Here is a 14,893-nt window from a genome sequence, read left to right as displayed (position 1 = left end):
CTCTACCAACTGAGCTATTTTCGCGTTTTGTTTTGCTTTAGACGGTGTCATTTCCGTTTTGCGTTGCAAAGGTATGCACTTCTTGGTTACTGTGCAAATATTTCCGTGTGTTTTAACTGATGTTAACTAAAATGAGCCAAATTTGGGTAGTATTTGTTAATGGATGTGAATAAAATCGGGCTTTTTTGATGAACCAAGGCCAGCATGAGTCTGTTTGAATTAATAGTAATATCAAACACAACACTCCGAAAAATTATGAAAAAATTGATACTCCTCCGTCACGGACAGAGTGAATGGAACCTTGAAAACCGTTTTACGGGCTGGACCGATGTCGAACTTTCGCCTAAGGGTAGGGAAGAGGCGCGTCAGGCCGGCGAACTGATTGCTGCTGCCGGTTTGAAGCCGCGCTATTGTTTCACGTCGTATCTCAGGAGAGCGATTCAGACTCTCGACATCGCTCTCGACGCTATGGACCGTCTTTGGTTACCGGTAGTCAAAGACTGGCATCTGAACGAACGTCACTATGGCGCGCTGCAGGGGCTCAACAAGGCAGACACTGCCGCGAAGTATGGCGACGAACAGGTCCATATCTGGAGAAGGAGCTACGACGTTGCGCCTCCTGCGTTGGCAGCGGATGATGAACGTTTCCCCGGTTCGGAGGAGCGTTATGCTTTTCTCGGTAAGGATTCACTGCCGCTGACCGAGTCGCTTGCCGATACGGTGGAGCGCGTGCGTCCGTGTTGGGAGGAGTTGATTGCTCCTGCTCTCGGACTGTATGACACGGTGTTTGTGGCAGCTCACGGAAATTCACTTCGTGCGCTCATCATGATGCTTCTTAAAAAGACTCCTGATGAAATCGTAGCCGAGGAGATCCCGACGGGTGTGCCTCGGGTGCTTGAACTGACCGACCGTCTGGAAGTGGTGTCGGATCGGTATCTCTCTGATAAAGTATAGAGATTAAAGTATAGAGTATAGATAATAGTGGGTGCAGCTTGAGATTCTGATGGTTTCGGGTTGTGCCCGCTGTTTTGTTTGGCCCGCTGCTCTATTATTGAAGTTATCCACCACTATCATTCATTTATCATTTATTTATGAAATCTGGTTGGGTTGGAAGAAAAAGCTTGTTGGAAATAGAAATAGGCCCGGAAAATCCGAGCCTATTAGCAAAATTACTTGGGGGTGAACAGTGGGGGTCGAACCCACGACCTTCGGAACCACAATCCGACGCTCTAACCAACTGAGCTATGCTCACCATGTTTCTTGGTTTTGCGCTGCAAAGGTAGGGGCTTTTTTTGAAACTGCCAAATATTTGAGCAAAAATTTTCGAAAAATCTGTTTTTGAAGTCCAAAAATTCAGGGCTCGGGACAAAATTGCACTTATACTATATATAATAGGAGCAAAATTATTGTTAACTTTGCAGTCAATATGAAGAATATCCGCAATTTTTGTATTATAGCCCATATCGACCACGGCAAGAGTACACTTGCCGACCGTCTGCTTGAGTATACCAACACTGTGGCCGGAAAGGACCTGCAGGCGCAGGTGCTCGACGACATGGACCTCGAACGTGAGCGAGGCATCACCATCAAGAGCCATGCTATCCAGATGAACTACCGTCTGGACGGAGAGGAATATGTCCTGAACCTTATTGACACTCCGGGACACGTCGACTTCTCCTATGAGGTGTCGCGCTCGATTGCCGCATGTGAAGGAGCGCTGCTGATTGTGGATGCCTCGCAGGGCATACAGGCGCAGACCATCTCCAACCTCTACATGGCCATCGACAACAATCTTGAGATTATTCCCGTCATCAACAAGGTTGACCTCGACAGTGCGAAGCCCGAGGAGGTCGAGGATCAGATTGTGGATCTTCTCGGCTGTGATCCGGAGGAGATCATCCGTGCGAGCGGAAAGACAGGCATAGGTGTGCCGGAGATTCTCAAAGCCATCGTCGAGCGTGTTCCCGCTCCCAAAGGCGATCCGAAGGCTCCGCTTCAGGCTTTGATTTTTGACTCCGTGTTCAATCCCTTCCGCGGAATCATCGCATATTTCAAGATTGTCAACGGTACCATCCGCAAGAACGATTTCGTGAAGTTCGTGGCTACCGGCAAGGAATACAACGCTGATGAAATCGGTGTGCTCAAACTCGACATGCAGCCATGTCAGGAACTCTCGGCAGGAAATGTGGGATATATCATCTCGGGAATCAAGACCTCGCGTGAGGTGAAGGTAGGCGACACCATCACCCATGTCAACACACCTTGCGAGACGGCAATCGACGGTTTCGAGGAAGTGAAGCCTATGGTCTTCGCGGGTGTCTATCCCATCGAGACCGAGGATTTTGAAAATCTCCGTTCGTCGCTCGAAAAGCTTCAGCTCAACGATGCGTCGCTGACCTTCCAGCCCGAATCGTCGATGGCGCTCGGTTTCGGTTTCCGCTGCGGTTTCCTCGGACTGCTCCACATGGAAATCATTCAGGAACGCCTCGGACGTGAGTTTGACATGGATGTCATCACGACCGTCCCCAACGTATCCTACCGCGTGTTTGACAAACACGGGACTATGACTGAGGTCCACAACCCTTCCGGTCTGCCCGAACCGACCCTCATCGACCATATCGAGGAGCCATACATCCGCGCGTCCATCATCACTGCCGCCGACTATATCGGCCCAATCATGACGCTCTGTCTGGCAAAGCGCGGTGAGCTTGTCAAGCAGGAATACATTTCCGGCAACCGCATGGAGCTTATCTTCGACATGCCTCTGGGCGAGATTGTGATTGACTTCTACGACAAACTCAAGAGCATATCCAAGGGCTACGCATCCTTCGACTACCATCTCCATGACTTCCGCGAGTCGAAGCTCGTCAAACTCGACATCCTGCTCAACGGTGAGAGCGTCGATGCGCTTTCAACACTCACCCATGTCGACAACGCCGTCACCTTCGGACGACGCATGTGTGAGAAACTTAAGGAACTCATCCCGCGCCAGCAGTTCGACATCGCCATCCAGGCGGCAATCGGTGCGAAGATTATCGCCCGTGAGACCATCAAGGCTGTCCGCAAGGACGTGACCGCTAAGTGCTACGGCGGTGACATCTCGCGTAAGCGCAAACTCCTTGAAAAGCAGAAGAAAGGCAAGAAGCGCATGAAGCAGATTGGCTCGGTCGAAGTCCCGCAGAAAGCCTTCCTTGCAGTGCTCAAACTGGATTAGCCCGCAACTTTCAACACCCTCCCTACATACTGTTATGTCGCATCTCTCTTTACACAATAGTATTTCCCGGACATGAAATTGAGAATCTTGATTGCAATGATTTTGGCGATGTTTCTGACATCGCCTTTCATGCTTCATGCCGATACGATAGGCGGCAAGGATACAATCAATGACTATTTGACCGCACTCGAAAACAATCCCAACGACAAGGAGTTGCTCAAGACCGTCGGCTTCTACTACATGAACATCGGTGACGACGCGAAGTCCCGGGAGTATGGCCGTCGGCTCATCGCTCTCGGCGAGAGTACGGGCGACAGGGAGTTTTGTGAGCTTTACGGACGAATCATACTCGGTTCCGGATTGTTTACGGATGATGCGGCGGGATTTTTCCGGCAGATGGAGGAGGCGAGGGCGATTGCCGACGGCACGAATAACCACGATGCACTCCTCTCCATTAACAACGGTATGGGGATGTATTATCTCATGGTCCACAATGATGCCTATACTGCCACTTCGTATTACTATAGGGCCCTTGAAGATGCAAAGTCAATCAACGACGAGCGACGTTATGGTATCGTACTCTCGAACCTTGCGGGAGCTTACCTTACGATGAACGATGTTTCAGGCCGGAAACTCGCTGAGCAATCCCATGAGATAGCCGTAAAGCGAGGGGAGCCGATACCGCTGTATTATTCCAAATACACACTGGCCCACTATTGCCTGCTCGACGGAAGTCTTGATGAAGCCGATGCTCTTATAAAAGAGGTGGAGGATTCGCATCGTAAGGGTGGTTTTGCAGGAGAACCGGAACTATATCTCATCAAGGCAAGGATTGCCGAAAAGAGAGGAAACATCAAAGATGCATACAGATACTATGCTCTTGCCATGGAGCATTTCAGAAATTCAGACACCTCTGAGGTTTCGGCGACATATCTCGCATACGCAGGCCTTTTGAGACGCGACGGTCATATCGATTCAGCGATAAGAGTTTTGGAGCATGGTCTCGGCAACCTCGGGGATTCCGACATCAAGATTCATTCGCCGGAACTGGAGAGGGAGCTTGTGTTTGCCTACCGTGATGCAGGAGACTACCGCAAGGCTCTCGACCACAGTCTGCACTATCAGTCATATCAGGACAGCATCTTCCAGCTCAGCCGCGAACGGGCGTTGCATGAAAACCGCATCCGCCATGAGGTCTACACCAACGAACGTCTGATTGACGAGCAGAGGATAGAACTTATGTCGGTCCGCCACAGGATTGTCCTGCTTGCAGTAGTTGTCGTTGCCGTCATCCTATTGCTCGGCCTGACCTATTATAACTATAGGAAAAAGGATCGCCTCTACCGGGCCATCGTAACGCAGAACCGCGAGTATATCTCCAGAGAGCAGATGCTCATGGAGCAGCTTGAGAAGGCGCGTAAGCCGAAGACGAGCGGAAGCGCCGGACTTTCCGAAGTCAAGGCCGACGACCTGATGGGACGCTTTACCACACTGATGACTGAGGAGAAACTTTTCAAGGATCCATCGCTGACGGTGGGTGCCGTGGCCGAGAGGCTTGGCAGCAACCGCACATACCTTTCCAGAGCTGTGAATGATTCGACCGGAAAATCGTTCACGCAGCTTGTCAATGACTACCGCATCCGCGAAGCCATCGCACTCATTTCCGATATGGAGGCCAATATGCCGTTGAAACAGATTTGTTCGGAGGTCGGGTTCAGTTCCATATCGACATTCTATTCCACTTTCCAGTCCATTACCGGAATGACCCCTGCACGTTACCGTGCGCAAGTCCGCGAGCTTTGATGGAATTTTTTTGCGGCAGGAGGCATTGTGTCTATCCGGCCGGGAGAATTCAGAGAGACTATCTTTTTTTATTGAGATGTGTTAATTTTAAGGCTTGGTGTTAAAATAGATTCCATATTTCTCAATTTTACGATTCCGAAAACAATAATTTTGTAGCTTTCAAGTGGTTGATTTATATTTGCGATACAATCGAGCAATTATAGTAACCCTTCAATACCCCCTACATTGTTATGTTAAAATCGTATGTGAGGAAACTGACATTTCTCTTTCTACTCGGACTTATCTCCAATACCGTTGCCGCTGCATCGGGCTCTCCTTTGCTGAAAGGAAAAATCAATGCCACGGAGCCTGCGGAAGTCAATGTTGTCTATGACTATAACGGAGATATGTGTCTTTCCACATTCAAGACCGACACGGACGGCTCGTTTGTTTTTTCCGGTGAGCTTCCCTGTGATGCGGTCGAGGCTATGGTCTACATTGATGGGCAACCTTTCGGTGCATACTTGCAGAACGGGGCAACCACGGTCATGGACATAACCGACAATGCGTCATTCACAGGAGACAATGCAGCTGAAAGCACCTTTGTCAATGCCTACGTCCAGGGATTCTATCCCATGAACTACAAGCCCTCACCCGACCAGCCGTTTGTCTTCGCTGACTATAAGGCGAAGCTTGACGGGTGTCGCGACAACATCAAGGGGCTTATCACTGACGTCAAGGCCGACAAGCGCGGTCTTTACAACAGGCTGACTGACTCATACTACAATCAGACGCTGCTGACACTCCTGAACATTGATTCATACTATAGCAAGACTGACCACAAAGCGGAGGTGGAGGAGATTATATCCACAGTTGACCCGAATTCTGATGAAGCGCGTCTGACTGGTATTATAACCGCGTGGTACAACAACTCTGACATCCACAAAAATTCCAAAGCGAATAACGTCAATGACTATCTCGTCGGGCAGTATGCCGCGATAGACAGTGTGCTGACCAACGAAGCGAATAAAAAATCACTTTGGTACACCCTCGGGTCAATGCTCATGATGTATCGTCTTCCCGAAGAAGAGATAAATTCGTTTTTTGCTGCTGTCGAGCCTCAGCTTTCGAAAGCACCCAACGTCAAGGAGCGTCTGATTGAACTCTATGAGTCCATGAAGCCCAAGGTGAATGACGGTGATGCCGTCCCGACCGACCCGGTCCTCATTTCGCCCGACGGAAGCAGATGCAAGCTTTCGGAGCTTTTGGGTAAGAATGTGGTCTACATCGACATCTGGGCCACATGGTGCGGACCGTGTTGCCGTGAGATTCCTTATATGGAGAAGGTGGTCGCTCAGTTCAAGGGCAACGATGCTATATCGTTCATCAGTATCTCGCGCGACGACAACCGTCAGGCATGGCTGAAAAAACTTGACCGCGACAAGCCCGAATGGCCGCAATACATCTTTGAGAAATCATCCGGCGACGAGTTCATGGATGCAATGGGTATCAGCGGAATCCCGCGTTTCCTTCTCATCGGTAAGGATGGCCGTTTCATATCCACGGATGCCGAACGTCCCTCCGACGAAAACATTGTCGGTATACTTAACGCTGCCATCGCACAATAGTTAAACGAAATTTACAAACCAATCAACCCAATTGTCATGAATAGACCCTTCATGTATCTGTTGACGGGCTCGTTAGCCATCCTCACACCTTTGCTTGCCGACGCGCAGTCGAATAAAGTCGGGAGTGTGACGTCGTCAATCGAAAAAATAGAGAAGAAAACAATCACAGGCTCCGTGCTTGACGAGGAGGGAGAGCCGTTGGCCGGAGCGACGGTAATGCTGGAGGGTTCCAAGACAGGAACTTCAACAGATGTGGACGGAAACTTCACTCTTCTCGTTGATACGGAGAAACCGGTGCTCGTGATTTCCTACGTCGGAATGAAAACCGTGCGTATGCCCGTTGAAAACGGTGGAGGAAAATATATCCGTGTCCGCATGACTCCGACTCCGAATATGATGAACGAGGTTGTTGTCACCGGCTATCAGAACATCAAGCGCGAGAGCGCCACGGGTTCCTATCAGGTGCTGACCGCCGATGACCTCGACAAGCGTTCGACCACCGACCTTGCTTCGCGTCTTGAAGGTGCCGTTCCCGGTCTTGTGATGGATCCCAAGAAGGGATCGACCGACGAGGATGCCTTCACCATCCGTGGTGTCGGAACATTTCAGGCCAAGTCAAGTCCGCTGATTGTTGTCGACGGCTTGCCGATTGAAGGTGGTATCTCGACCGTCAATCCCTACGACATTGAGAACATCACCGTGCTTAAGGATGCCGCCGCTGCCTCAATCTATGGTGCGCGGGCATCTAACGGCGTGATTGTCATTACCACGAAGCAGGCCAAGCAGCAGCGTTTGACTGTTGATTTCAATGCCGACCTGACAATCAGCGAGAAGCAGGACTACAGCAATTACGAATGGGCCTCGGCAGCCGACATGATTGCCCTCGAACGCTACAATTTCAATGCCATGCTCAATGAGCCGGGTCAGGCGGGGCTGAACTCGGTGCTTACGGACTATAACAACAACCGCCGTGGCTCGATTTCCAAGGTGATGCGTCTGCTTCTCGAAAACCATCAGGGAAATCTGAGCGACGCTGACCTCAATTCGACTCTCGACAGTTGGAGCCGCAACGATTACCGGGATGAATACATGAATGTCCATGACCGCACTCAGGTCACGCAGCTCTACAATGTCGCCATGCGTATGCAGGGCAACTCCCTCAGTTCAAGCTTTAACCTAAACTATTCAACAGATAATATGGGAGTGCGGAACGAACACCAGAACTCCCTCTCATTCAAATATCGCGGTGACCTCAAGGTGTGCAAATGGCTCGACCTCTCGTTTGGTGTCAATGTCCTGAATACCCGCAGCAAGACCCACAATCTCGGAGAGTATGGCTACATCAATTCTTTCCTCCCATACGAATCAATGTATGATGCCGACGGTTCGCGCCGAGGGATGGAGGCCGGAATATATACCGGAAACAAGGCTTTCGGTGAGACAGCTTACGGGTTGAAGGATGCCACATTCAATCTTGCCGATGAGATGGGGCGTAATTTCTCAAACCGCCGTTACACCAACACCCGCACATTCGTCCATGCTCTGTTCAACATCCTTCCCGGCTGGACAGCTTCGGGGCAGTTCCAATATGAGGACATCTTCTCGCGCACAAGGACCATCAACGAGGCTGATTCCTACACCATGCGCAGCATCTATGACCTCTACACAACGGCTTCGACTGTCATGAAGTGGGTTGATGACACAAGCAAGGACTGGTGGGGAGCGGATCTCGATTTGGATGCCTGGATGGCAGACCCGGAGCATTACGGGCAGATTCAGGTGCCGGATGTCAAGACGACACACAATGTGCCCGACGGTGGCAGCCTGCAGACCTACACACAGGAGGCGCAGTACTACACCTTCCGTGCGCAGACAGGCTATCGCAACACTTTTGTCGGAAAGCATTTCATTGACGCGGTGGCAGGTATGGAGTATCGTCAGACCCGCGTGTCGACCGAACAGTCAACCCTCCTCGGCTACGACTATGCGACGCAGACGAACCTGAATCTCGATGCCGTATGGAGCTATATTAACAATCCGACGACAAACGTGTTTGGCTCTGATCAGCCTGTCTACGGTGCACCGGCCTCATTCGGTACATCCAAGACTCTCCACCGCTATTATTCGCTCTATCTCACAGGCAGCTATGTCTATGACAACCGTTACTCACTCTCGGCGAGCTACCGCGTTGACAAGACAGACCTTTTCGGTGCCGACCCGAAGTTCCGCGGTCGCCCACTGTGGTCGGTCGGGGGAAGCTGGAATGCCCACAATGAGACCTTCCTCAGAGATTATACCTGGCTCAATGCCCTCAAACTCCGTGCAAGCTACGGTCTGACGGGCAATATCGACCCCAACTCCACAAGCTATCTGACAGCTAAAATCACCACCAACAATATCACCGGTGGCAAGCAAGGCAATCTGCAGACACCTCCCAACGACCAGTTGCGATGGGAAAAGACATCGACATGGAATGTCGGTCTTGACTTCGCTTTCCTCGGCTACAGATTGAACGGTTCGGTGGACTATTACCACAAGAGCGGTTCCGATCTCCTGACTGTGACTGACCTTGACCGCACGACCGGATGGACAAGCCTGACAATCAACAGCGGAAACATGGTCAACCGTGGTGTGGAACTCCAGCTTGATGGTGTGATTCTTCCGTCACACGGACGCAAGAGCCTCGGCATACGTCTCGGCCTCAATTTTGCCTACAACCATAATGAAGTGACAGCGGTGTCGCATTTTGTGAACAGTGGAGTTGAGTATCTCAATTCATCCCTACTCCATGAGGGTTATCCCATCAACTCGCTTTTCTCTTTCGACTACACCGGTCTGAAAGAGGTGGACGGACTCTGGTACATGGGATGGCGTGACCATAACGGCGCGGAGCATACATCATCGATTGCCAACAGCGAGTTCACGATTGACGATGTGATTTATTCCGGTCCGTCAACACCGGTCTACAGCGGTGCCATCACCCCGACAATCACATGGAACGGATTCTCGCTTTCAGCAATGTTCAATTACTACGGCGGCCACTACATGCGTGTAGGTAACGACGAATGGGCGCTTAATGCAGGCGGCGCGTCAGGCTATGGCAATGCGTTCGGACAGAGCGCCGTGTCGCGCCATGCTCTCAAATATTGGGAGGGCGACAGCTCATATCCTGCCAACGGTTATTTCTATAAGGATTACAAATACATGAACTATGCCGGTTACCGCAGCACTAACGTTGTCCATGCCGATTATCTGAAATTCCGCAATGTGATGCTCAGCTATAATTTTGATCCCAAACTTTGCCGCAGAATCGGACTCAATGACATCCGTCTCCGTTTCCAGGTCAACAATCTCGGCACATGGGCGCGCAACGGCCGCAACCTCGACCCTGAGGCGATGTCGGGTGGAAACCATATCAACTATGTTCCCCGCAGCTATACATTCAGTCTCTTCTTTAACCTCTAATCCACAAGCTCTGACAATATGAAAAAGATATACGGACTTCTGGCGGCTGTGATGCTGCTGTTTGTCTCCTGTGACGACAAGCTCGACATCGTGCCTCTCGGGAAGACAACTCTCGATAATATCAATGATCTCGAAACTCTTCTTGAGCAGCGCTACATGCTCTCATCGACGGCTAATTTCGAGACACTCTGTGGCAATACCTATCCTGGGAAGTGGAAGACTCCTGCGTCGCTTCTTGCCGACCGGACCACTCTCGAATATGCCATGCTTGCCTGCGACAGTTCTGTCGACCGTGTGGAACTTGCAACCGACGATGGCATCTATGAGGATTGCTACCAGTACATAAACTACATGAATGTGGTGATTTCAAAGGCCGATGAAGTGTCAGGCGACCCGGAAACCAAAAAGCGCGTGAAGGCGGAGGCCCGAATCATGCGCGCATGGTTCCACTTCCTTGTCGTGAATCTCTATGCAGCTCAGTATGACGAGGCGACTGCTGCCGGAATGGGAGGCGTGGCCTACGTTGACAATACCAATGTCCAGGAGCAGAAAACCAAGCGCACGGTCAAGGAGGTCTATGATGCCATTCTTGACGACTGTTCGGATGAGGTGATAGCCAATCTCCGTCAGAGCGCAGTCGACAATCCTTTCCGCATCGGAGCTGATTTCGGCAACGGAGTGCGTGCGATGGTGCTTATGCAGATGAAGCGATATGACGAGGCGCTGACCTATGCCCGCGCGGCTGTGCGCTTCAACAGTGCTCTTGAAGATCGTCTGACGGCTCTCGATGCAATGGCTTGGACGCTTCCTCACAGGTCGGAGAACAATTATCTGCTCTGCTACCACGACAATTCCAATATCGGAGAGTGGGGCGGTACGGTCTGTACTCCTGATTTTGCAAAAGATATTGACCCTGATGATGTGTTGATGGTACTCGGTCAGTACACTCAGGACGGTTGGACTGACCATTCAGGCTATGGACTCGACGGTTCATACATGTGTGGTAGCTGGGATGTGCATTACAGCACTTACGGTCTGCGTACCGAGAATATGTATTACACAATCGCTGAGTGTATGATTCGTGCCGGACAGTATCGCGAGGGGCTCCGCTTTGTCGATGAGGTGCGTGACCGCCGCATCTACGGTGAGAATCCTCACTATTTCGACCGCACCGACATCGCGTCTGAAGCTCAGGCGATGGAGATTCTTCAGAAAAACAAGAGAGTTGAGATGTTTACGACAATCTTCAATTTCCTTGACCGCAAGCGTTGGAACAGCGAGGATGCCTATAAGAAAACCATTGTTCATGACTGCGGAGAGCTTGGCCGATTCACTGTAGATCCCGATTCACCCCTCTGGATCTCACCATTCCCCAAGACGGCAACTCTCTATAACAGTTCGCTGACACAGAATTATTAATGAGATAGAATAGTAGTAGAAACGGGCTAAAGGCTTGATAGGCTTGATAAGTCTAATAAGCCCAATAAGCCCAATAGGCCAAGCCCAATAGGGCCAATAGAGCAGTCTTGATTATGCTGAGCTATTGGCCCTATTGGGCTTATTAGGCCTATTTGACCTATTAGACTTATTTGGCCTATTAGACTTATTAAGTCTTTAGCTTATTTCCCTCAAAATCCTATCATCAACCCTGTTGAGAAGGTGCCGAAGTCGAGGTCGGTGCGGGAGTTGAAGCGTTTCATGGGGGCGTAGCGGGCATAGACTCCGATGCAGCGGTAGTTGAACATTGCCATTGCGTCGACTGTCACCTTGCGCTGGCTGAGGTGGCCGGTCTTGACGGTGTACTCGCTTCCATCCTGCTCATATTTGGTCTCGATGTGGGCACCGGTGTTGAAGTTGAGGACGGGACCGAGTTTGAAACCGCAATAGCGTTTGTGGCCGAAGTTCACTCCGTAGAGCACCGGAATCTGAAGGCTGAACATGCTGAGGTGGGAGGTACCCTTGGTCTGACCTTCGGCGTAGGGGTCGAGGGTGATGCGTCCGTCGGAATTCTTGTGGAAGTAGTGTCCGGCTTTGGACGCGAGGAGCTGCCAGTGGATGCCGAGACCGAAGGAAAGTTCCTGGGCGCGGTGGGTCATCTTGACGCCGAGAATCATGTTCCATGTGAATTCCACGCTTCTCCACATAGAGGTGTTGATGTCGGAATTGTTGTTGATGGGGTTTATCCAGCCGAAACCGATACCGTCGGAAACGACATCCCATTTTGTTGTGTTATTGCGCGAGATGGTGAATCCGAAGTCACTTCCGCGTGTACCGATATATGATTTTAGCGTGCGGTTGTCGGGATCGGCGAAGTCGAACGTGTAGGCCATTGTTTCTCCTTCGGGATTGACGAAGCTGATGTTGACATTGTCTTCGGTCTCATAGACTATGACGGAGCTGACATCCGGACAATTGATTTGTGTCTGTGTGCGCGAACCCTTGACCGTTTGCTGTGTGCCGGTCTGGTAGAAGAATGTCTCCGGGCCTTTGTCGAGATTGCGGACAGTGATTGAGGTCGAACGTGAGGTCGATACGATTGTGAGGTTCTGTGCCGAAGCTGCATTGAGAAGTGTATCTGCGACGGCTGTGGTTTCACCGGCTGTCTGTGCAACTGCGGTCATGGATGCGATGAGTGATATTGAGAGTAAAAATTTGCGGAACATGTTGGGGGTGGCTTTTAGTTTTTAGTTGTGGGTTTTGAGTTGTGAGTTTTGGGTTGGAGGGGGGAGTTTTGAGTTGGGAGTTTTTAGTTTTGAGTTGTGAGTTGTGAGTTTTCAGTTTTAAGCCATGAGTCAGTCCGGTTTCTGTTCAGTCGGGTTTAGTGCATGTTCTGTCAACTTACAACTAAAAACTTACAACTCGAAACTCAAAACTAAAAACTCACAACTCTACCTCGCCATTGATTTGATGAGTTCTTCTGCGTCCTGGTTTTTGATGGTGCCGTCGAAGTAAATGAGCATCACCGACGGTTTCTTGGCTTTGGCATTGTTGAGATAATAGATGTAACGGTTGAGTTTTTTGCCGTTGCTCTCTATTGGCGGGAGGACGAAGAACGCATAATGGAGTTTGCCGTCGCGATAGCGGACATTTCGTGCTGTGGCATGGGCGCCGTCGGCCACAACCAGAGGCTGAATTATTGGTACATACTTTTCGGCACTCCCCTTGAAAGTGGCGAAGGTGGTCAGTTTGTGGCTGCGCAGGAAATTCTGGTTTCCGCTCATCATCGTCTCGGTGACCGTAGGGTCGGAGCTGTATTTTCCTCCGAAAACCTTGTTGATTTCCAATCCCGACTGCGCGGTGGCGCATAGCCGGAGTGCAAGCATGGTCATCATTACTATAAATAGTCGTTTCATATTTTAACTGTATAATGTGAGGTGGAGTTTTTTCACTTTGGGTGCTGGGGTGTGGTCTCAGATTTCAAGCATAGGAATTGGTGATTCGTAGTCCTCGATGACCGGAGCGATGATGTTGAGCTCATCGTTGAGATTGCGGTCAGCCTCCTCGACACCGTCGTTGAATTCGCGCAGATCCTCTGTCAGCAATCTCATCACGTCGGCCTCGTCGGTGATGCGTTCACCGTTGGCGTAGGCGATACACTGCGTCTGAGCCGCTCCCCGGAGAGGAGCGTTGAGGCTCAGATGGAGTCCGATGGCGAAGATGACGGCAATGGCAGCTGCGATGCTGATTGCGGTGCGCAGGGAGAGGCGCTTGCGGGAGCGGGCAGGCAGACTGTCAGCGGGAAGGACATTGGACTGTCCGGAAGCCTTCGATGCGGCAGAGGAGGGGAGGCGGAAGCCCATGAGGGCACGCGCTTCGTCGATGGCAGGGTGGGAGAGGGTGGTGCGGGTTATGATGGACCGCAACTGCTCCTCCTCAGGGTCGGAAAGCGAACAGTCGAAATATCTCTCGATGAGGTCGAGCAATTCCGGGAGAGTTGGATTATGCTGTTTCATGCTTCGTTGTTTTTACGGTAAAGTTCACGGATTGTTTTACGGGCGCGGCTGAGGGTGACGCGCACATATTCGGGAGTCATCCCGAGAGATTCGGCAATCTCGTCGTAGTCGAGTCCACGGATGTCGTGGAGTTCGAACACCTCGAACTGACGGGGATTGAGGGCGCGGCGGCTGAGGCGAATGACGGCCTCGTAGGTCTGCTCCTGCTCACGGATGCGGTCGCTTTCGCCGTCGTCCGTCTCGGGGAGCTGCTGCGATTCGTCGATGCTCACCGTCGGCCGGGCCTGCGAACGGCGGAGAGAGTCGATGGCCGAATTGCGCACAGCCGTGTAGGTGAGCTTGATGGCCTGGGTCTCATCCTCGACAATCTGGCGGCGGGACCACAGGCGGCAGAAAGCGTCGTGAATCACATCGTCGGCCTCATCGGTGCCCGCAATCCCTGCAGCCACGCTGCGCAGCTTGGCCCGGAAGTTGATGAAGGTGGATGTAAGGATGTCGGTTGTCACTTGTCGGTGGATGAAGTTGATGAATTTGAAATCATATCCGGAGTCTGTTGTAAAACCTCCTCCGCTTATCAGGGCCTCAATCAGCCCTTCACCTATCATAACGGAGTCCCGGATGGATTGTAACAAAAAAAGTGAAAAATTTTTTCAGCCAATAAAAAATCGCGATAAACCAATGGCATATTTATTTGGAGAGCTTGATGACATATATATAATTGCGCGTACACTGTGATGATTACATTTTATTTGTGAATCAATCACGGCATACGCGTAAAAGAAGATCGTTTCCGGATAATTTTTATTGGACAGTAAAGATTTATCTTCTTGGGGCGATGGGTGGGGGACCGG

At 51.0% G+C, this 14,893-nt stretch carries 11 protein-coding genes and 2 tRNA genes (1 of these 13 cut by a window edge); 6 read left to right on the top strand and 7 right to left on the bottom strand.

Features of this window, described 5'->3' with window-relative positions:
• Positions 1-24 (bottom strand) — tRNA-Gly (locus QZ310_RS10440) (it extends 149 nt beyond the left edge of the window).
• Between the two features lie 231 nt (positions 25-255).
• On the opposite strand from QZ310_RS10440, the gene gpmA reads away from it, so the two are divergent.
• Entirely contained in the window at positions 256-954 is a 699-nt protein-coding gene (gene gpmA / locus QZ310_RS10435) for a 2,3-diphosphoglycerate-dependent phosphoglycerate mutase (protein WP_297072517.1), read from the top strand.
• A 220-nt stretch (positions 955-1,174) separates the two neighbouring features.
• On the opposite strand, the gene QZ310_RS10430 is transcribed toward gpmA, so the two are convergent.
• Positions 1,175-1,253: transfer RNA gene (locus QZ310_RS10430), tRNA-His, on the bottom strand.
• A 173-nt stretch (positions 1,254-1,426) separates the two neighbouring features.
• Between QZ310_RS10430 and lepA the strand changes: the two genes are divergently transcribed.
• From lepA to QZ310_RS10405, 5 genes are all read left to right on the top strand, one after another.
• On the top strand, positions 1,427-3,214 hold the full coding sequence (lepA, locus tag QZ310_RS10425; RefSeq protein WP_297072515.1) for a translation elongation factor 4: 1,788 nt from the start codon (positions 1,427-1,429) through the stop codon (positions 3,212-3,214).
• Between the two features lie 72 nt (positions 3,215-3,286).
• Positions 3,287-5,017 carry a helix-turn-helix transcriptional regulator gene (locus QZ310_RS10420; protein WP_297072512.1) on the top strand — a complete coding sequence of 577 codons (1,731 nt, stop codon included), beginning with the start codon at positions 3,287-3,289 and terminating at the stop codon, positions 5,015-5,017.
• A gap of 230 nt (positions 5,018-5,247) precedes the next feature.
• Positions 5,248-6,624, top strand: coding sequence for a TlpA disulfide reductase family protein (locus QZ310_RS10415; RefSeq protein ID WP_297072510.1), 1,377 nt, complete (start codon positions 5,248-5,250; stop codon positions 6,622-6,624).
• Between the two features lie 36 nt (positions 6,625-6,660).
• Positions 6,661-10,089 (top strand): SusC/RagA family TonB-linked outer membrane protein, encoded by a 3,429-nt coding sequence (locus QZ310_RS10410; RefSeq protein ID WP_297072508.1) that lies wholly within the window; start codon positions 6,661-6,663, stop codon positions 10,087-10,089.
• Positions 10,090-10,107: 18 nt separating this feature from the next.
• Positions 10,108-11,508 carry a RagB/SusD family nutrient uptake outer membrane protein gene (locus QZ310_RS10405; protein WP_297072505.1) on the top strand — a complete coding sequence of 467 codons (1,401 nt, stop codon included), beginning with the start codon at positions 10,108-10,110 and terminating at the stop codon, positions 11,506-11,508.
• Positions 11,509-11,717: 209 nt separating this feature from the next.
• Here the strand turns inward: QZ310_RS10405 and QZ310_RS10400 are convergent, their stop codons facing one another.
• From QZ310_RS10400 to QZ310_RS10380, 5 genes are all read right to left on the bottom strand, one after another.
• The gene (locus QZ310_RS10400) at positions 11,718-12,752 is read right to left on the bottom strand and encodes a hypothetical protein (RefSeq protein WP_297072502.1); all 1,035 of its coding nucleotides are present in this window, start codon (positions 12,750-12,752) and stop codon (positions 11,718-11,720) included.
• A gap of 225 nt (positions 12,753-12,977) precedes the next feature.
• Positions 12,978-13,442, bottom strand: a complete 465-nt coding sequence (locus QZ310_RS10395) for a DUF6108 family protein (protein WP_297072500.1) — start codon at positions 13,440-13,442, stop codon at positions 12,978-12,980.
• A gap of 57 nt (positions 13,443-13,499) precedes the next feature.
• Entirely contained in the window at positions 13,500-14,042 is a 543-nt protein-coding gene (locus QZ310_RS10390; RefSeq protein WP_297072498.1) for a hypothetical protein, read from the bottom strand.
• Entirely contained in the window at positions 14,039-14,647 is a 609-nt protein-coding gene (locus tag QZ310_RS10385; protein ID WP_297072495.1) for a sigma-70 family RNA polymerase sigma factor, read from the bottom strand. The genes QZ310_RS10390 and QZ310_RS10385 overlap by 4 nt, the downstream gene beginning before the upstream one ends.
• Positions 14,648-14,692: 45 nt before the next feature.
• Positions 14,693-14,893, bottom strand: a 201-nt coding sequence (locus QZ310_RS10380) for a hypothetical protein (RefSeq protein WP_297072493.1), incomplete at its 5' end; no start/stop codon positions are given.

The sequence above is a fragment of the uncultured Duncaniella sp. genome (assembly GCF_910577345.1).
Lineage (GTDB): Bacteria > Bacteroidota > Bacteroidia > Bacteroidales > Muribaculaceae > Duncaniella.
The sequence above is the reverse complement of the archived record's forward strand: the minus strand, read 5'-3'. Positions and strand labels throughout refer to the sequence as shown.

Coding starts and splice junctions, on each gene's coding strand:
- QZ310_RS10385 (WP_297072495.1), bottom strand. CDS start 14,647: ATGATAGGTGAAGGGCTGATTGAGGCCCTGATAAGCGGAGGAGGTTTT.
- QZ310_RS10405 (WP_297072505.1), top strand. CDS start 10,108: ATGAAAAAGATATACGGACTTCTGGCGGCTGTGATGCTGCTGTTTGTC.
- lepA (WP_297072515.1), top strand. CDS start 1,427: ATGAAGAATATCCGCAATTTTTGTATTATAGCCCATATCGACCACGGC.
- QZ310_RS10420 (WP_297072512.1), top strand. CDS start 3,287: ATGAAATTGAGAATCTTGATTGCAATGATTTTGGCGATGTTTCTGACA.
- QZ310_RS10415 (WP_297072510.1), top strand. CDS start 5,248: ATGTTAAAATCGTATGTGAGGAAACTGACATTTCTCTTTCTACTCGGA.
- QZ310_RS10410 (WP_297072508.1), top strand. CDS start 6,661: ATGAATAGACCCTTCATGTATCTGTTGACGGGCTCGTTAGCCATCCTC.
- gpmA (WP_297072517.1), top strand. CDS start 256: ATGAAAAAATTGATACTCCTCCGTCACGGACAGAGTGAATGGAACCTT.
- QZ310_RS10400 (WP_297072502.1), bottom strand. CDS start 12,752: ATGTTCCGCAAATTTTTACTCTCAATATCACTCATCGCATCCATGACC.
- QZ310_RS10395 (WP_297072500.1), bottom strand. CDS start 13,442: ATGAAACGACTATTTATAGTAATGATGACCATGCTTGCACTCCGGCTA.
- QZ310_RS10390 (WP_297072498.1), bottom strand. CDS start 14,042: ATGAAACAGCATAATCCAACTCTCCCGGAATTGCTCGACCTCATCGAG.